Origin of the sequence: Pusillimonas sp. SM2304 (assembly GCF_031628915.1) — a bacterium.
In the GTDB taxonomy this organism is placed as follows: domain Bacteria; phylum Pseudomonadota; class Gammaproteobacteria; order Burkholderiales; family Burkholderiaceae_B; genus Pusillimonas_C.
The window spans coordinates 1,063,885-1,082,240 of the sequence record NZ_JAVLUJ010000001.1 but is presented as its reverse complement, the minus strand read 5'-3'; the positions used below and the strand labels follow the sequence as shown (position 1 = coordinate 1,082,240).

General features: G+C 61.9%; 14 protein-coding genes. 4 read left to right on the top strand and 10 right to left on the bottom strand.

The window, feature by feature from the left end; all coding sequences use genetic code 11:
- Positions 1-35: 35 nt before the first annotated feature.
- From RE432_RS04950 to RE432_RS04930, 5 genes are read right to left on the bottom strand one after another with little or no spacing between them, the layout of a single operon-like run.
- On the bottom strand, positions 36-1,382 hold the full coding sequence (locus tag RE432_RS04950) for an MmgE/PrpD family protein (RefSeq protein WP_310932111.1): 1,347 nt from the start codon (positions 1,380-1,382) through the stop codon (positions 36-38).
- Positions 1,369-2,601, bottom strand: a complete 1,233-nt coding sequence (locus RE432_RS04945; protein WP_310932110.1) for a methylaspartate ammonia-lyase — start codon at positions 2,599-2,601, stop codon at positions 1,369-1,371. The genes RE432_RS04950 and RE432_RS04945 overlap by 14 nt, the downstream gene beginning before the upstream one ends.
- 34 nt (positions 2,602-2,635) lie before the next feature.
- On the bottom strand, positions 2,636-3,418 hold the full coding sequence (locus RE432_RS04940; protein WP_310932109.1) for an enoyl-CoA hydratase-related protein: 783 nt from the start codon (positions 3,416-3,418) through the stop codon (positions 2,636-2,638).
- Between the two features lie 6 nt (positions 3,419-3,424).
- Entirely contained in the window at positions 3,425-5,320 is a 1,896-nt protein-coding gene (locus RE432_RS04935; RefSeq protein ID WP_310932108.1) for a TRAP transporter large permease subunit, read from the bottom strand.
- Positions 5,321-5,359: 39 nt separating this feature from the next.
- The gene (locus tag RE432_RS04930) at positions 5,360-6,382 is read right to left on the bottom strand and encodes a TRAP transporter substrate-binding protein DctP (RefSeq protein WP_310932107.1); all 1,023 of its coding nucleotides are present in this window, start codon (positions 6,380-6,382) and stop codon (positions 5,360-5,362) included.
- Positions 6,383-6,583: 201 nt separating this feature from the next.
- Here RE432_RS04930 and RE432_RS04925 point away from each other — a divergent pair, with 201 nt between their 5' ends.
- Entirely contained in the window at positions 6,584-7,582 is a 999-nt protein-coding gene (locus RE432_RS04925) for an NADPH:quinone reductase (RefSeq protein WP_310932106.1), read from the top strand.
- A 95-nt stretch (positions 7,583-7,677) separates the two neighbouring features.
- Here the strand turns inward: RE432_RS04925 and soxR are convergent, their stop codons facing one another.
- On the bottom strand, positions 7,678-8,133 hold the full coding sequence (gene soxR, locus RE432_RS04920; RefSeq protein WP_310932105.1) for a redox-sensitive transcriptional activator SoxR: 456 nt from the start codon (positions 8,131-8,133) through the stop codon (positions 7,678-7,680).
- Between the two features lie 78 nt (positions 8,134-8,211).
- Here soxR and RE432_RS04915 point away from each other — a divergent pair, with 78 nt between their 5' ends.
- Positions 8,212-8,769, top strand: a complete 558-nt coding sequence (locus RE432_RS04915; RefSeq protein WP_310932104.1) for an NAD(P)H-dependent oxidoreductase — start codon at positions 8,212-8,214, stop codon at positions 8,767-8,769.
- A 26-nt stretch (positions 8,770-8,795) separates the two neighbouring features.
- A complete protein-coding gene (locus tag RE432_RS04910; protein WP_310932103.1) occupies positions 8,796-9,698 on the top strand; it encodes an AlkA N-terminal domain-containing protein in 903 nt (300 codons plus the stop codon).
- A 41-nt stretch (positions 9,699-9,739) separates the two neighbouring features.
- Here the strand turns inward: RE432_RS04910 and RE432_RS04905 are convergent, their stop codons facing one another.
- The 3 genes from RE432_RS04905 to RE432_RS04895 are packed head-to-tail and all read right to left on the bottom strand — an operon-like array spanning position 9,740 to position 12,968.
- Positions 9,740-11,095, bottom strand: coding sequence for a M48 family metalloprotease (locus tag RE432_RS04905; protein WP_310932102.1), 1,356 nt, complete (start codon positions 11,093-11,095; stop codon positions 9,740-9,742).
- Positions 11,092-11,460, bottom strand: a complete 369-nt coding sequence (locus RE432_RS04900) for a hypothetical protein (protein WP_310932100.1) — start codon at positions 11,458-11,460, stop codon at positions 11,092-11,094. The genes RE432_RS04905 and RE432_RS04900 overlap by 4 nt, the downstream gene beginning before the upstream one ends.
- Complete coding sequence (locus tag RE432_RS04895) at positions 11,457-12,968, bottom strand: CHASE2 domain-containing protein (protein WP_310932098.1); 1,512 nt, start codon at positions 12,966-12,968, stop codon at positions 11,457-11,459. Before RE432_RS04895 ends, RE432_RS04900 begins: the two co-directional genes overlap by 4 nt.
- A 179-nt stretch (positions 12,969-13,147) precedes the next feature.
- Between RE432_RS04895 and RE432_RS04890 the strand changes: the two genes are divergently transcribed.
- Entirely contained in the window at positions 13,148-14,371 is a 1,224-nt protein-coding gene (locus tag RE432_RS04890; protein WP_310932097.1) for an MFS transporter, read from the top strand.
- Between the two features lie 31 nt (positions 14,372-14,402).
- Here the strand turns inward: RE432_RS04890 and RE432_RS04885 are convergent, their stop codons facing one another.
- Positions 14,403-18,356: a type VI secretion protein IcmF/TssM N-terminal domain-containing protein gene (locus tag RE432_RS04885; RefSeq protein ID WP_310932096.1), complete on the bottom strand. Its 3,954-nt coding sequence runs from the start codon at positions 18,354-18,356 to the stop codon at positions 14,403-14,405.

Sequence of the window (18,356 nt, the reverse complement as noted above, 5' to 3'; positions counted from 1 at the left end):
TCATGCTCCTGATTAATCCGTATAAATTGCCGGGGCTACGCCACACAGTGGTCCAGCAGGCCATGCACGTTGGGTAAATGTTCCACCTGCTGTATCTGGGCCAACAGCGCCGCGCAGCGGGATGCGCCCAATACCGGCTCGGCCAGGCGCTGAAACTTGGCGGTCAGGCGGTGCTCCTGGCCGGCCAGGTCGCTACTGGCCACGCCTGCGTCATGAACGCAGGAATAGCGCTCTGCCCGTTTGGTCTGGACATGCACTTCGGCCTGCATGGACGGCCAGCCATCGACCAGCTCGACCACCACCTTGTCGCGCAAGGCGACCGCATCGTCCGCGTTGACGGCTTCGTCCGTATAGGATTCGATTTTTCCTGTATCGACGCCCAGCAGGGCAAATGCCACGTTCAGGCGCAAGCTGAACTTTCCCTGCATCCCGGTCGATGGGCTCTGGATATTGCATATCGAGTCGGAAGACCGATCCGCGCGGACCCATACCGCCTCGACGTCTTCGGCCCCTAAGCCATGCCGGGCCTTGATCTGCCGCACGCATTCAATGGCCGCATGGGTGCCATAGCACGAGGCGTCATACTTGAACAGCGTGTTCCGGATATGGAAGTAGTCAGGCTCGTGCTCCAGCGCCTGATCAACATTGAAATCAGCGCTGTGCGTCGACGCAAAGCCCATGGCGCATTCCAGGATGTCCGGGCGGCTGTCCACCCCCCTGGCCACCCATAAGGCCGCTTCCACGCCGCGCCGCGCCGCCAGGCCGGCATGCAGCGGCTTGACCATGGTGCCGAACATGGCTTTCAAGCCGGCTGCCTGCGTTCCTGCAATACCCAGGGCCGCGGCCGTTTGTGCCGCATCGAACTTGAGCAAATGGGCGCAGGCCGCTGCGGCGCCCAATCCAGAAACCGTTCCGGTGGCATGAAAGCCGCGCTCCAGATGATCCGGGCATACCAGCTTGCCGATGCGGCAAGCGGTCTCATATCCGGCAACAAACGCCGCGACCACATCGGCGCCGGCGCTGCCTTTTTGTTCGGCCAATGCCAGCACAGCGGGAAAAATCACCGCCGTCGGGTGGCCCGAGATCGCCAGGTTGACGTCGTCGAAATCCAGCGCGTGAGCCGTCATGCCGTTCACCAGCGCGGCGTGGGCAGCGGGATACCTGCTCGCATGCCCTACAATGCGCGCGTTTCCGCCTGACGGCACATCGGTATCGTTGGCCAATGCGCTATGTACGGGGTCGTCCAACGCAGCAAGAGTCACACTGAACCAATCCAGTATGCACTGCCTGGCCAGCGTGCGCACATCGGCCGGCAGCGTATCCGTCCGGTACGACAGCGCGCGCCGGCTCAGCGCCATGGTCACCGCTTCACGATTGGGCATCTTCGTGCTCCAGCCGCGCCGCTGTCCTGCGCATTTCATTGGTGGTCACCATCAGCCCTTCGTCAAAGCCCAGGCCTGGACGTGTGAACATGCGCCAGACATTCATGGCCATGCCGACATGCACCGACGCTCGCACAGAGATATCGGTTTCGTTGCAGCTGCCGCCCAGATACGGCAGTACGCCGTGCTCATGGCAAATGCGTATCGAATCGATGGTGTTGGTCAAAGAACCATTGTCGGGCGTCTTGATCTGGAACACATGGGCGGCGCGCGCCTGGGCGAAGCGCTTGGCTTCGCCCGGCGCGTTGACCCATTCGTCAGCGACCAGCCGGCAGCTCATCCCTCGCCGCTCAAGCTCCTCATAGAGCTGCGCCATGCGCTCCATCGCTTCAGGCGCGGTGTCGGCATAGAGCGGATCTTCGAAATAGACCTGCCGGCCTGCGGCTCGCGACACCACGTCGGACAGATAATTGCAGATTGCGTCCACATTGTTGTCCAGCATCCGGCCAAGCGACGAGTGAAAGTCGAAATGCAAATCGGGCGTATACCCCTGCCCGCCGATTTCATCGATGCGCGCATTGATCCACGATACATACTCGGGCAGGCGCTCGCATTGCTCCCGCGTCTGGATGGCATATTGCGGGAACATGGATATCTGCCGCGCAATGGCCTTGTCCACATTGTCTTTCCAGTTGCCGCCGCAAGATCCCGCCAGGCCTGGCAAGGAATAATGCTGGACACCGTACTCCCGCATGAGCACGCGGGCCATCGTCGTGCGCGCCGACAAAGCCGCCGCCGACAACAAGGCTTGAGACATGCCGAAAGCGATCGGCCGCAAAAGTATGTCTTGATGCGGTTCGCTATCAAGCAGTGCGGCCGCAGCCCTGAAGCCCTCGAAGCGGCGCCCCTCGAACAAGGCGCGCAGGACCTCTTGCGTCTTCCCCAAATCTTGCGCAAGCACAGGGGCGGGCCTGCCGCCATAGCCCAGATTCAGGACCGTCACGCAATCCCCGTACGCGTACTGGCCGTCCGCCAGCTCCAGCATGATGCAATAGGCCACGCTGGGCTCGCGGATGGCATTGAACCCGGGCGAGCGCGCCGGCCCCTTGAAGAAAAAACCATCGGCCGGCGCGCCCAACTGAATCGCGGGCTGATCGTTCACCCAGAAACCGCCAATGCCTTCGACCAAGGCAAGGCGTTTTATCTCTAATTCCGACACGGTATCTCCTGTTTCTTTGGTTTGGCGCGCATAGTCAACAACCCGTGAATTCGGGCTTGCGCTTTTCGCGGAAGGCCGCCTGGCCTTCAACATAATCGCGGCTTGCAAAGCACCGCTTCAACGCGGCTTCGCAGGCTTCGTAGTCATAGGGCCCGGGGCTTGCCGATTGATCAATCGCAATTTTGCTGGCTTGCTGCGTCAATGGCGCCATGGCGCAAATCGACGCGGCTATTTCCGTGAACGCATCATCGTTGCAAACACGATTGATCAGTCCCATGTCCACCGCTTGGCGCGCACTGTAGCGGTCGGCGGTCAGCATGATTTCCTTGGCGTGCGCCGGCCCCACCAGACTGGCCAGGCGCTGCAGCCACAGGTGCTGGTAGGCAAGGCCAAGCTTGCCGGCAGGGATGGCAAAGAATGCATCCTCGGTCGCATAGCGCAGGTCGCAGTGGATGGCCAGTGCCAAACCGGCGCCTATGCAGTAGCCGTGGATCCGGGCCACCAGCGGCTTGCGAAACGCCCGCAGGCTGTCGATGGCGCCCGAGACCGTCGCGTTATAGCGCGCGACGCCTTCCGGCGTACTGCGCAGCGCGCCGAATTGCGAGATATCCGAACCCGCGGCAAAAGCGTCCCGTCCTGCGCCCCTGATCACGGCTAACCGGCAGCCTGGATCCTGATCAAGGCGCTGGAGCAAGCCCGGAATGCTTTCCCACATATCGAATGTCAAGGCATTGTGCTTGCGCGCATGATCGATATACAGGCAGGCAACCGGCCCGTCCTGTTCCAGGCGTATTTGGGGGTTTGATTGGTCGTCCATATGCGCCTACCGGTTGAAACCCATCGTGCTGGGGAACCACAGTGCCAGGTCGGGCCAGGCCATGACCAGCGCCAATGCCAGCATCATCAAGGCAATGAACGGCCAGACGCCCCGTATGACCACCCCCAGCCGCGCTTTGGTAATGCCCTGCACCACAAACAGGTTCATGCCGACAGGCGGGGTGATCAACGACACTTCCATCAGGATCACCAGCAAGATAGCGAACCACACACCATCAAAGCCCAGCGTGGTGACCAGGGGATACACAATCGGCAAAGTGATCAGAAGGATGGACACGACTTCAAGGAACATGCCCAGTATCAGGTAGATCACCACCAGCACCGCCATCACCGTCCAGCGCGAGATTTCCATTTCCTGGACAAAATCGAGCAGATTCTGCGGCAGCTGCAGTACGGTTGTAATCATGCCAAGCAGGATCGCCCCGACGATGATCATCATGATCATGCCGCTGCTGAGGATGCCCTCGGCCATGACGGCCTGCAGGTCGCGCAGGCGTATCGTTTTGCGCAGCAGGCCCACGACCAGCCCATACAGCACCGCCACCGCCGCGGCTTCCGTGGGCGTGAAGATGCCGGTGTAGATGCCCACCAGGATGATCACCGGAGCCAGCACACCCCAGATGGCTTCCTTGGTCGCGGCAACGCGCTCCGTCATGCTGGCTGCGGGGGTTGTGCTTTTCTCGCTCGCAAGCACCACATACACCGCGAACAAGGTCAGCAGCAGGACACCGGGCACCACACCCGCCATGAACAGCGCGCCCGTCGATTCGTCCGTCATGCCGCTGTATAGAATCAAAGGGGTGCTGGGTGGTATCAGGATGCCCAGCGTGCCGCCGGCGGCCACAATGCCATAGGCAAAGTGCGGCTTGTAGCCCCGCTTGAGCATTTCAGGGATGGCAAGTATGCCTATCGCCGCCGCGGTCGCGATACTGGACCCGGATATTGCTGCGAATACCCCGCAAGCCAATACCGTGGCCACGCCGAATCCGCCCCGGATGTGGCCTATCCAGGCCGCGGCGAAGTTGAACAGTTCGGGGCCGATGCGCCCGGCGAGCAGGATCTGCCCCGCAAGCACATACAGGGGCACCGCAAGCAAGGTATTGCTGTGCGTTGCCTTATAGCCAATCTGCGCGAGCTGCGGATAGCCGTCGGCGCCGAACACATAGAAAATACCGATGGTTCCCGCCACGCCCAGGCAGGTGAAAACCGGCACCCCCGCCACCAGCAGGCTGATCAGGAACAGGAAAAGGCCCAGGCCCGGCCAGTCATTGGCCAACAGATAGATACCCGCGCCAGCCCCAGCCAGCACCAGCGCAAGAAAGGCGGCCGGGCTGCGCAGGAAAAGACCCGTTTTGCGCTCGGGTCCCGGCAGCGACGGCCATTCCGCCACCGTCCGGCACAGTTCCCGGATGATTTGCAGGATGAAAATGAACAGCCCCAGCACCATGCCCGCCAGCACCATATAGGCCGGCGTCCGGATGATCGTCGGCTCAAGCTCCCCGGTAGCAAAGGTATGCGCCATGTCCTGGTAGGAATACACCAGCATGAACCCGATGAAGCCCAGCATCAACAGCAAGGAAAGCAGCTCGGACGCGGCCTTCACCCGCGGCGCGGCCAAGGCGATCATCAGGTCCACCGCCAAATGCTTTTTTTCCTTCAGGACGAATCCCGCTGCAATAAAGCTGAACCACACCAGCGAGTACGTGGATATGTCATATACCCATACCGACGGTTGGGAGAACAAGGCGCGGGAAAGGATTTCATAGCCTATAAAGACCGAAACCGCCACCATGATCCAACCCGCAAAGGAGCCGGCGGCGGTTGATGCTCGATCTATCAGGCTGCCCAGACTGGCTGTTGTCGGCCTGCTTATTGTTGTCATGATCTGAATTGTCTCTGTTCGTTGCCGGGACAGCCTGCTTTATTCGCCACGCAGTGCGTTGGCCTTTTCCAGGATTTCGTTAGCCTGCGCTTCGCCCACGTGCTCGCGATATTTCTTTTCAAGCGCGGGCCACACGACCTGCTTGATCCGGTCGAATTCCGCGGGTTCGATCTGCTCGTCGATTTCAAGACCGTTTTCACCCAGTTTCACGATCGCGTCGGCGCTGGCTTTCTGGAACGCATCGCGCGTGAACGTCTCGACCTTATCCGCGGCTTGTTCCACCGCCTTTTGCTGATCCGGCGTCAGCTTATTCCAGGTATCAAGATTGATCAGGATGGCGTATGACAGCACCGGCTGGATGAAGCTCGGCTGCGTGATCAAGTACTTGCCCACTTCATAGAATTTGCGGGACAAGTGGCTGGTGGGGCCAGACATCGTGCCGTCTATGGTGCCTTTCGACATGGCGTCGTAGGCTTCACTGGAGCTCATGACAACGGGCGAACTTCCCACCGCCTGCAGGAACGACGCCGCGTATTCGCCGTAGCCGCGCAGCTTGGTGCCTTTGAAGTCTTCAAGCTTTTGAATCTCTTTTTTGCTGATCAATGCTTCAGCGTCGTAATCCGCCCAACCCAGCAGCTTGACGTTGCCCTTCTCGGCCAGGTCCTTGGCAATGATGGGCGACACGAACTTGCGTATCGCATAGTAGTGCTCAAGATCTTTGTAGTAGGTGGGCATGTACAGAATACCGGCCGAAGGCACCAGGCCTGCCCACATATCCAGTTGCACGACGCCCATGTTCACCGCACCGGTCGGGATCACCTTGACCGCATCGCGGTCGTTGTACAGCTGACCGGCGGGGAAGGTGTCGACTTTCAGTTTCTTGTCGGTGGTTTTTTCCACTTCCTTTTTGAAAACACGCAGCGCTTCCGTCATGTGATGGCCCAGCGGCAGCGTGCCGATGATGCGGATTTTGTCGACCGACTGGGACCAGGCGGCGCCCGACATGAATGAGCACGCCATCAAGGCCACAAGATATCGCTTCAGGGGGGAGGTATTCATCATAGTGTCTCGTTAAAGTTGGTTTTGTGTCGGACAGAACGGCTCTGTTGCTGTCCCCTTGCTGAGCGATCTGACGCCGCCTTTTATTCCGCTGAATGGAAGTTAATTCCGTTTAATGGATAGTCTATAAGGTATTTGCTACCATTGCAATAGGGAAAACACGGCGTCCAGCCCACATCGCCATCAGGCATAAAAAGGAAAATCATGAAAGCAGCTTGGTACGAACGCAGCGGTAAAGCATCCGAAGTCCTGCAGGTAGGCACACAGGCCAAACCGGCGCCCCAGCCGGGCGAAGTGCTGGTGCGCATCCATGCAAGCGGGGTCAACCCCTCTGACACCAAGGCGCGCAATGGACTGCGGTCGCGGAATGCGGGATACGCCAAAGTCATTCCCCATCAAGACGGCGCGGGCGTTATCGAAGCGGTCGGCAAGGGCGTTGACCCAGGACGGGTGGGGGAGCGCGTATGGATCTATGAGGCGCAACTTGGCCGCCCATTTGGCTGCGCGGCGCAGTACACGGCCGTGCCGGACGCCAACGCGGTGCCATTGCCCGAGCACACCAGCTACGAAGAAGGCGCCTGCCTGGGCGTCCCTGCCCTGACGGCGCATTACTGCGTCACCGCCGACGGCCCCATTCAAGGCAAAACGGTTCTCGTTCACGGGGGCGCCGGCGCTGTCGGCTTTTACGCCATCCAGTTCGCCAAGCTTGCGCAAGCCACGGTGATCAGCACCATCAGCACGCCTGAACAAGCGCAAATCGCCAAGCGGGCCGGCGCAGACCATATTATTTTTCGCAAGAGCGAAAACATCAAAGATCGTATCGCCGACATCACCCAGGCTGAAGCAGGCCGAGGCATCGACCGCATCATTGATGTCGCGTTCGGCGCGAACCTGCAAACCAATATCGCTGTCCTGAAGCAGAACGGCGTCATTGCCACCTACGCCTCCGATCAGGCCGCGACGCCGCAGATTCCTTTTCACGACCTGCTGGCGCTGAACGCCACCATCCGTTACGTGCTCGTATACCGCATGAGCCGGGCCGACCACCAACGATCCATTCAAGCCGTCACCGAAGCCCTGCGGGCGCAGCAACTGACGCACCACATTGCCGCCAGGTTCAGCCTGGACCAGATTGTCCAGGCTCACGAAACTGTCGAAGCCGGCTCGCCCGGCGGCAAAGTCATGCTGGTGATCGACCCATAAAAAGGTCAATCGCCCCTTACGGCTACGGCATCGCTTGCTTGACGCAGCCGTAACGCGCCAGCCCCATCAACGCCGGCCGGCGCATCCCTTGCGGCTCACAGCCATAGCCGGGGGCCCGGGCCTTGCTCGGCCAGCTCGTCGCCGGGATTGCGCAACGGGCATGACTGCGTCGACAGGCATCCACAGCCAATGCATTGATTGAGCTGGTCGCGCAGCGCGGTCAAGGCCACAATCCTGTCATCCAGATCCTGATGCCATAGCGCCGACAAGCGCTGCCAATCGTTCACCGTGGGCGTGCTTCCCGTGGGCAGCGTCTTCAGCGCCTGCCCTATGGCGGCCAACGGAATCCCCACGCGCTGGGCCACCTTGATGATGGCAATGCGCCGCAGCACCTCCCGGTGATAGCGGCGCTGGTTGCCTTGATTGCGCAGGCTATGAATCAAGCCTTTCGCCTCATAGAAATGCAAGGCGGAAACGGCAACGCCGCTGCGGGCCGCCACCTCCCCCACCGACAGCAGCTTGTCGCGGTCTTCCGGCCGTATCTTTGCCACGGCAAACCCCTTTACCTAAAGTTAAGTTTAGGTTTTATAACATGGCCTACCCATTACATTCCGCCGGGAGCAACATCCGTGAACCAGCGAATCAGCTTGGCCATTATCTACGGCAGCGCACGCCAGGACTGCTATTGCGACACCATCATCGAATGGATCGCTTCGGCAGCCGCCCGCTACAGCCACTTCGATCTTCAACTGATCGATCCGCTCGAATCAAGCCGGGCCCGCGGGCCATCGTCTCCGGGCTTGCCGCTCAAGCAGCTTGAGCACCAGCTTGGCCAGGCCGATGCCTTCATCGTCATCACGCCGGGCTATCACTACGGCCATGTCGCCCCGTTGAATGGCTTGATCGACACGGCCCGCGAACACTGGCAGGCCAAGCCCGTCGGCTTCATCTCGTACGGGGGCCTGTCCGGCGACCTGCGGGCAACCGAGCAGTTGCGCCTGATGTTCGCCAAGCTGCATGCCATTACCCTGAGTGAAAGCGTCAATTTCGCCAGCCCCGGACAAGACCCCTGCGCCGCGGGGCCGTCTGCCGAGCCCGCCGCCGGCCTGGACGCCATGAAATCCTTGCTGGCCAATCTGGGCAGATGGGCAACGGCCCTGCGCGCCGCCCGCTATGCGATGACGTAAGGAGCGCAGGCTGCTACGATGCGCCCATGCCTGCCCATCTGACCTGCCAGATACCGCTGCCCCCGGGATTCCGGCCCGGCGACACCCTGGCCTTCCATCGCCGCGACACCCAGGAAATCGCCGAACGCGCCCACGGGGCGTCGCTGCAAAAAGGCCTGTTATGGCAGGGTGCGCCAGCCTGCTTGAGCCTGCGCCTGGAGCCTGGGCAAGTCTTGGCTGAACTGGCGCTGGACGGCACGGCATCCGGCGATAGCCAGGCGCAGCTGGACAGCATGCTGCGGCGCATGCTTGGCCTGTCGCAGGACGTGGATGCCTTCGAACAGGCGTATCGCGGGCACCCGCTGATCGGCCCCCTGGTCAGCCGGCAGGCCGGATTGCGCGTGCCGCTGGCCGCCACGCCCTTCGAGGCCCTGTCCTGGGCCATCATCGGCCAGCAGATCAGCGTCAGCGCCGCCGTATCCATACGGCGCAAGCTGATACAGGCCGCGAACGTCAATCACTCGGACGGTTTGCTATGCCATCCAGGCCCCGAGCAGGTCGCCGCCCTGGGCGCGGAAGGCCTGCGCCAGGCGGGGTTTTCGGCCAGCAAGAGCCAGACGCTGCTGCACATTGCAGACCTGGTCGCAAGCGGGCAACTACCCTTCGACCGCTGGCAGCAGGCACCGCCCATCGACGAAATCCGTGATCGCCTGCTGGCCCTGCGCGGCATTGGTCCCTGGACCGTCAGCTATACCCTGTTGCGCGGCTTCGGATGGCTGGATGGCTCATTGCACGGCGATGTGGCCGTACGCCGGGGCATCGAGACCTTGCTGGAGACGCCTGAAAAACTCAGCGAGAAACAGGCCAAGGCCTGGCTGGAAGCCTTTTCACCCTGGCGCGCCCTGCTGGCCGCGCACTTGTGGGCGTCGCGCTCCAGCACCGCATATTGACCACGGCGCGGCGCCGCCAGGGCTGCCGCCGCGAACCTGGCCTACCAATCCGCCAGCCTGCCCGACTGCGCCTGCTTGCTGAACTGGTCGCATAGATTCAGCGTCTTCTGGTCATCCACCATTGTCATCAAGCATCGGCTCATGGAAAAAAGATGGGCCGTGAAGAGTTTGTGGCGCTCTGCCAGGTAACCCTCCACCGGCAAGAGCGCAGGCATCAGGCCGACTTCTTCGTGCGCCTCTTGAATGACCTTTTCCACCTCCCGCGCATCGCCCCGGCGGTCCACCTGCTTGTACAGCGCATTGAAGGTCCAGGCTGTTCGCGGCCGGCTCTCGAAGCTTTGAGTCAGATAGGCGGCCGCTTTCGCTTTGTTGCCCGTCATGGCATAAGCCGCGGCCAGCTTGTTGGATACCGCCACATTCCCCGCCAGCGTGGACGGTATCGGGCGGCGCTCAAGGCGCGCCAGGTTTCTTTTCAGCGTTGCGGCGTTGTTCGACACCAGGCTATTCATGCTGAACAAGTAATCGATGGACGCAAACGTAGGCGGCCTGGGCCCCGCCCTGCGGCGCCGGTCTTCCGGATCGAGCTGTCGGGCAGCCACGACTATCGCTTTCAAACGCTCGTCCCGGTCCTGGTAAATGCTTTGCTCGACGCCGGTCAGCTGCTTGCTGCACGCCTTCAGGTTCAAGGACGTTTTCCTGCCCTCGCTCTTCACGCACTCGCCAGCCGTGGCCGGGCGTGCGGCGTTCACCTGGGCGCCATATTCCGACAGCCGGCGTATGGCCATCTTCAGTCCGTCTATCGAATAGCCCGCCTTCGCCAACAGGTTCATGGCAAACAGGTCGGCCTCCGATTCCTGGCCGGTATTCCACTGGCGGTAGATCAGCCCCTTGGCCGCATCGTCCACATACTCGCCCAGCATCATCGTGTAGCCGCCCTGTCCCAGCGCAAACCCGCCGGCCTTGGCCATGTACAGTGACGCGTCCTGCAGAAAGCCCTTGATGTTGTCGCCCTCGTAGGCGTGGCCCATTTCATGGGCCAGAATGGCGGCGACCTCATCTTCCGACTCCGCCTGGGCAAGCAGGCCCGCCGAGAGCACCAATGTCTTGTGCGACAAGGAGTAGGCCTCGTAGCCGCCGAAGGAGTCCACCAGCACCACGCAATCGCAAGGCTTGCCATGCGCCTGCTCCAGCCGCTTGCGTATGTCTTCCACATAGCCGATCAGCGCCAGGTCCTGCACCATGGTCCTGTCCATCTGATGCAGGCGCTGGGTGTCGATGATGTTGACCGGGTTTTCATAGCCGGCCATCTGCTTGCCGGCGCCCGTCCCGGCAATGCCCGCGCAGCCGGCCAGCACAGATGCCGCCGCCAGCGCCCATAGCGTTTTGATCCCTCTCATTTGCATGCTTCTCCCGCCCCTTTTACGCTCGCCGAGCGCGCGTCCACCGCAAGCGTCACCGGCACGGTCTTGCAAGCGTCGTTGACCAGTTTCTCACCCGCCAGCGTGACGTCGGCCCTGGAAATCCTGTAGGCGTTGCCGCCGCTCTTGAACTGAAGGGTGCCGTCCTTCTGCCGGGACGCGCTCAGCGGAAACTTGATGGCGCCCAGGTCCGACACCATGACATAGCTGCCATCTTTGACGGCGACGACTTCGATGCTGTCCGGATTGGGAATAGCGACAATGCGCAGCGCCTGGGCCGTTGCCTGCTGCGTCGTGACAAGGCCGCCCAACACGAATGCGGTCAGAATAAGGGTTGATTTCATCCGTTTGCCTCTCCATTTTCCTGTTCAAGTTTGTTTTCCGTACCGGCCACCACCTGGCGCAGCAAAGGCACCAAGGCAATCAAGGACAGCCAGCCTTCCGGCGCGATATCGCCCACCACATAAAAGCCCACATACAGGCCCACTACGGCAAGCGCGAAAAGCGCCCACAGGCCAAGCCGTCCCAGCGCCCATCGCGCGGTATGCATCCATCGGCGCCCCGCAGCGGCCGCATCTGCCGCCGCCCGCTGTTGGACATGTCTTCGTGTTTTGCGGGGCGCCTTGCCGCCGGCCCGCTTGCGCCGCCCCCTGTGCACCCAGAAAGCCAGCAACAAGGCCAGCCATACCCCTATGCTCAGCCCCCGGATATCGCGATCGCGGATATAACCGCTGCCCATGCGGTCCAGGTTCTCCAACGCTGCGGCGTGCAGGTAAACGCCCTGGATCTGCCCGTACAAAGGCGTCAGGTGGTAGTCGTTCATGCTTTTCATCACCACGCCCACCAGCACGGCATAGGGTTCGCCGGGCGCCAGATGCGGCGGCCGGAGGCTGGCCGGTTGACCGGCGTACAGCTCCGACAAACGGACTTGATGAAAAGGCAGGCAAGCAGGCGGGGCGATGTCCAGCTGATTCGTCATGCCCAGCATCCGGCCGACAATGCTCCGAACGCCGGCCAGCACGCGGCGCCATCCCTGAATCGGATCCCTTGTGCTGCAGCCCGGCTCATTCAGGACCTCCCACTGCAAGGCCAGGGGGGCCGCATCCTGGTCCCGCGCCCAGCCGCAATCCTGTCCGCGCCGCTCGCACAAGGCCAGGTATAAAGCCGTTGCCGCCAGGGCTGTCTTTTCCTTCGGCTGCGCGACGCCGTCCCGCGCGCCAAGCGACGCGTGCAGGGGGTAGTAGTCGCCATAGCCCTCCCATGCCGACACCGCCAGCAATGGCTCATCCAGCGCTGTATAGGCGTCCGCCGATATAGGCATGTAGGCGCCGCCGCCCGCCAGGTATACGGACGGCATCTGTGGATGCTGGTTGGCCCGCTGCACCAGCCGCCCCAACGGCGCCATGGTCCCGCTCAACGTGCGGGGACGTTCGAAGAAAATATCGTAGAAGATGCCAGCAGGGCGCTCCGTCGCCGGCGGATTCATCAGATCGCGAAGAATGCGGCTATGGTCCGCGTAGGCCAGCGGCCAGTCATTGGCCTGCATCCAGCCCTGCCCCTCATTGTGCAGCCCCTTGATACTTTCATAATCTATCGACACAACCGTGATCGGCGCCGGCGCGACCGGGTACAGGTAGGCCCTGATGCGGCTCAGCTCGTCGGACAAAGCCTTGTCCGACGCGGAAGACAGGCCAAAGGGGTCTGCCTGAATGGCCCAGACACCCAATCCAAAGTAAATCAGAAAAGGCACAAGCCGCCACTGCCTGGCCTTTGTCAGCCAGCTTGCCGCAGGGCCGCGCACCGATTGCCTCGCCTTTGTTTGTTCGGGTGCCTTGACAACGCCTTCCGTCACCTTCCTCACCTTGCCGCAGTATTTTTACAAAAGTTACTTTTGAAGCAAATTAACAACAAAGTATACATTTGTTAATGATAGGCGCTGCGGCAGGCAGAAAAACATTGGACTGATATTAATTCGCTTGCCGTACAGACTACGAGCGGGCCAAAATAGCGGCTCGCTCACGAAGGAAATGTATGTTTCAGTCATTGCGCCGGCCCGACGCGCTGGTCATCACGCTGGCGGCGGCCGGCATCCTCATGGTCACCATGGGCATACGCCAGTCGTTCGGTCTGTTCATCAGCCCGATGAATGCCTCGACCGGCATGGGTATCGCCACCATCAGCCTTGCGCTGGCCATTGGGCAGTTCACCTGGGGCGCCATCCAGCCTATCGCCGGCGCGGTCGCCGACCGGTATGGCGCCCGCTCGGTGCTGATAGGCGGGCTGGTCATACTGGCGGCCGGCTGCACCCTGACACCCTTTATTTCCAACGGTTTTGGGCTGGCGGTATCGCTGGGGCTGCTGGCCAGCATCGGCTCGGGCGCCGGCAGCTTCTCGGTCTTGATCGGGGCCGGCTCGCAGCGGCTGCCCGCCGAATCGCGCGGCGCCGCCTCGGGCGTCATCAACGCCGGAGGCTCTTTCGGCCAGTTCGTTTTCGCGCCGGTCACGCAAGGCCTGATCCAGGCCGTGGGCTGGATGGGCGCCATGTGGGCCCTGGCCGTCGCCGCCCTGGCGACCCTGCCGCTGGTCGGCAAGGTGGCGGGCGCCAAGTCGGCGCCGCGCCCCCAACACACGGACAGCAACGACCTGGGCCTGCGCAATGCCGTCGGCAGCGCCATGAAGGACCGCAGCTATCTGCTGCTTCATGCCGGCTTTTTCACTTGCGGCTTTCACATCGCCTTCATCGTCACCCACCTGCCTGGCGAAGTCGATCTGTGCGGCCTGCCGCCCTCCGTCGCCAGCTGGTCGCTGGCCATCATCGGCCTGGCCAATATCCTGGGCAGCCTGTATGCCGGCTCCTGGGTTTCCAAATATCGCAGCAAATATGTGCTGTCGGCCATGTATGGCTCGCGCGCCGTGCTGATTGCCTGGTATTTGATGATGCCCAGCACGTCCTGGACGTTTTATCTCTTTGCCGCCGGCCTGGGCTTTACTTGGCTGGCCACTGTTCCGCCCACGGCGGCCATTGTCGGCAAGCTGTTCGGCACCCGCTATCTGGCCACCCTGTTCGGGATGACGCTGTTGTCGCACCAGATCGGCGGCTTTCTGGGCGCATGGCTGGGCGGCATTGCCATTTACCAGTTCGGCGACTTTGGCTGGATGTGGTACGCCGATATTGCGCTGGCCTTGATGGCCGCCATCGTCAACCTGCCCATACGCGAGGCGCCCGTGGCGCGCCCCGCGCTGGGCACAAGCTGATCAATAATACACAGCCTGCGCATGACTTTTTCTATTGATCCATGCGTATCACGTAGGGCTTGACCCGCAGCAGGCGTGCAATATCCCGGGCTGCCTCGTCGGCAGCCCGCTGGCTATCGAAACCGCCAGCCCGAATGTTCCGGTATGTGCCGCTCTTCAGGGTAATAGGGTCATCCTGCACTTGGTAGTTGTGTTGCTCGAGCGCCGCGCGCACCTTGTCCGGATGCTCAAAGACACCCACTTGCACAGCATATTCACCGGCGCCGTCCGTATCGGCGCGCAGCACCGGCTTGGGTTCCGGCCCGGCATGCTTCTGTTGCGCCTCATTGGCGCCTTCCATTTTGGCTTCGTCCTGACCGGATGAAGGCGCAATCGTATACAGCTCCAGCGTATTGGCCGGCCCCATGCACATCGTAATAATGCTGTCGGGCAGTGGTGGAGGCGACCCCGTTCTTGCTTCGTCGGGGGCCGCCACCTTCATCTGCTGCATGGCGCTCAAGGTATCCTTGACCTCCCGAGCTTGTGCGTGCAGGGTGTCCGCCTCGGCAAAGGCCTGCAAGACGGCTTCCTGACCGCTCTGCCGATACACCACATCCAGCCATTCGACGCCGGCTTGCTGCATGGCATCGGCGCTGTCGGGAAAGTCCGCAGGGGTGTAACGCCGCTTTCCGCTGGCATACTCCTGCAGGAAGCGGACAAAGCCGTCGGCCCCGCTCCAGTGCTGCCCCACTTCAAAGCCTTCATACTTGATACGTAACTGTGTGTCCGCACACTGGGACATCGACCAAGTGAAAACCTGGCTGTTCGAGAAGTTCAGATTCTCCAGCACGACAGGCCCCCCCGCGCACTGCAGGCTAAGCGTAATTCGCTCGGGCCGCTCACGCGCGTCGGCGTTGGTCAATGGCGGCTCGGTACTCAGCGTGACATTACCTTTGACCTCTTCCAGCTTGGCGATCTGCTCATCCAGTTGCTGAGCCTGGTCCTTCAGGGCTGCCGCGGATTCCTGAACGCGCTGATTTTCCAGCTGCGCCCCGGCCACGGTGGCCTTGCGCAATTGCGCAAGGCTGGCAAACGCATAGAACTGTCCATTAAGCGGCACCGTGCCTGTGCCATCCAGTGCCTTGCGAGGCAGATAGCGCGTGCCATCCCGATCCACGAAGTGCTTCACGTCCCCGTCCAGAAAGACATTGACCTGCCCTTGCTCGCCAAAGAGCAGGGTATCGGCCAACTGCCTGTCGGTCACGCCCTGGACAGTGCCCCGTACATTGACGTTCCAACTGCTCTGCAAGGAGCAGGCCACATTGCGGGCCGCGTAGTCCAGCGTAAATTCCAGCGGGCCCTGCAGGATTTGCCAAACGACAGCCGTACGCGGGTCCACCGCGGGATCGTAATGCTTGCGCAGATCCTCAAGCGCCCGATGGGCGTCGATCAGGGGAACGTCTTTGACCTTCGGATCGTGCCCATACGACCAAACCTCGATCGCCGCCGCCATGGCGCTGCCATCTCCCTGCAGCAAGGGCTGGGTCGTGGCGCGCACGCCCACCAGGTAATCCTGCATGATTTTCAAGGCCTGCTTGTCCGCCTGCAGACTGGCATAGCCCTGGCCGAAGGAGGTGTTTTGCGGCAAAGCCTTGAGCACCTCGCCGCCAAACTGCTGTATGACGTCGACATTCTGCCGCGCGGTCAGGCCGGTGCGCGCTTGCGCACCGGCCTGCTTGGCAACAGGCGGCAGTTTCACCAAGCCGCCCAGCTTGGCCAACTGCTCAGCCCGTACCAGCCACTCAGGACGCGCATCGGCCGGCAGCGACGCCGACAACTCGGAAAGCCGGCGCATATACATGCTGTAGGGGCCCGTGGAGGTCATTAATGACGACAACACCGTGCGCCGGGCTGTGGCGTCGGCCAGCAAATCAGGCGCATGCAGGAATGCATCCGAAAAGGCGTACCAGCTCTGCAGGCCAATATCCAGGTACAGCTTTTCATACTGGGCCGTACGCTGCTGCCAGAGCGTCGGGTTGTTGGTGGCAGCCGCGATCTCTTGAAGAAAGGCGGCAACGGCCGCTTTACCCTTCACCGTCAACGCGGCCGGCACGAAAGGCAGACGCTCATCCGGCGGAATGTCCCAGAAATCCGTCAGCCGCATGGGCTGCAATTGGGGCTGCAGCGCAGCCCAGGCATGCACCCATTTCACAGGCAACTCGGGCAGGCCGATATCCACCAGCGCCGTCTGGAGTGCCTTTTGCTCATCAATCAACAACTGGCGGCTCTGCTGCCACGACAGATAGTCACGATACATGTCCCCGAGCAGCAACCCATCCACATACTCCACATCATTCGTCTGGCCAGCCGGCATCAGCGCGGCCACTTCTATTCCCGACGTAGGAAGCCGGGAGATATCCAACCCGTTCAGCCGCGCACTGACCAGATTGGTGCGCCGCACCAGATTCTGGGCCAGTGCGACCGTCATCTTCTCTGGCCGGGCCTGAAGATCCACCGACAGAATGCGCTCAAGCAAGGGCGCCAGATTCGCCACCAGCACTTCGCGGTAGAAGGCGTCCGTATAAGCGTCTTGCATCGCCTTCTGGCCGGCCGTCACCCGGCTCTGGAAAGGCAGCCAGCGCGTCTTCCAGGCGGGGCGCTCATTCAGCGTATGAATGGCATGACGCACATCGTGCAAGGCGTGCAAGTCGGTACTCAGGCCGCCGGAAAAGTCCGCCTTGCTCCCCAGTTGGCCATGGCTGGCCTGCGCCAGTTGTTCCCTGGCGATATTGGCCGAATAAATCAGGAAAACGCCCACACCCACGCAACCCAGCAACCAGCCCGCCACAGCAACATGACGCAGCAGGCGGCGCCAATGGCGCCAGCGCTCCAGCGGTTGCCAGGCCGCGCGCTGCGCTGGCAAGACATCATCAAAAAGGCCGGCACTGAACCAATCCGCCTGCTGCTGCGGCCGCGCGTCGTGCGCCGTGAAGAACAAACCTCTCAGCAGCGGCGTTTCCGCATACGGCGTAGCCACGAAGGCGGGACGCAATACCTTGTCCAGTCTGTCTGCCAGCGGCGCCATTCGCTCGGGCAGGCCAAATGCATCCTGCTGAGGGTTGGCATGAATACCTTGCTGTATGCGAAGGTCGCGCATGCGTCCCAGCGTGTGTGCGAACGCCGTGTCGATAAACTCGCCAATGTTGTCGGCATGGCCGGCGCCGGTATAGCCCATGGCCCATTTCCGGGCGTCTTCGCCCAGCGATGCCGCCCAGCTTGCAAAACCCGGCAGCGCTTCGCAGTCGGTCAGCACAAGATAGACCGGCATCCGGGCGTTGTAAACGCGCGTCAATTCATCGACACGCTTACGCAAGGCCTGCCCCGCATCCGCCAGAACGGTGTCGCTGCTGTCGAGCAGCCAGCGGGCGCTCAGGGCCAGCACCAGCCCATTGAGCGGCTCACGGCGGCGTGTGCGGATCATCCAGTGCAGCAGCCGCTGCCAATTCGATGCTGAAGGCGCGAGCGCTTCCCGGCTGGCGCCCGGCTCCAGCATGACCAGACCGGGCAGCAGCCACCATTGCAGGACGGGAGACTCTTCGCCCCTGCCCGACACCGCCTCGCGGGCCGCCGCCCGGCGCAGCATACCCGTACGCGCTTCGTCGTCCGGACCCAATGCCAGGAACCAGGGCAGTACATACAGCGGCGAGCCGAAGCGCGACAGGCGCGACTGCTTCAACGCTGTCAACCCGGCGCGCCAATCCGCATCAAGGCGGCCGGTGCTTTCTGTCGAGCCCATGGCAGGGCGCGCCAACCTTCTGCGCAAGCGCCAGGCATACCAGTACCGGCGCAACCAGGACAGAGCCAGCACGCCCACAATGACCCCGGCAAACAGCAACAGCGATTTCCAGAGCGGCCAACTGAGGTACACGCCCAGCACCCAGCACGCCCCGGCCAGCAGGACCAGGCAAATCACCCATAACACGGCACTGAAAAGTTTTTTCATCAT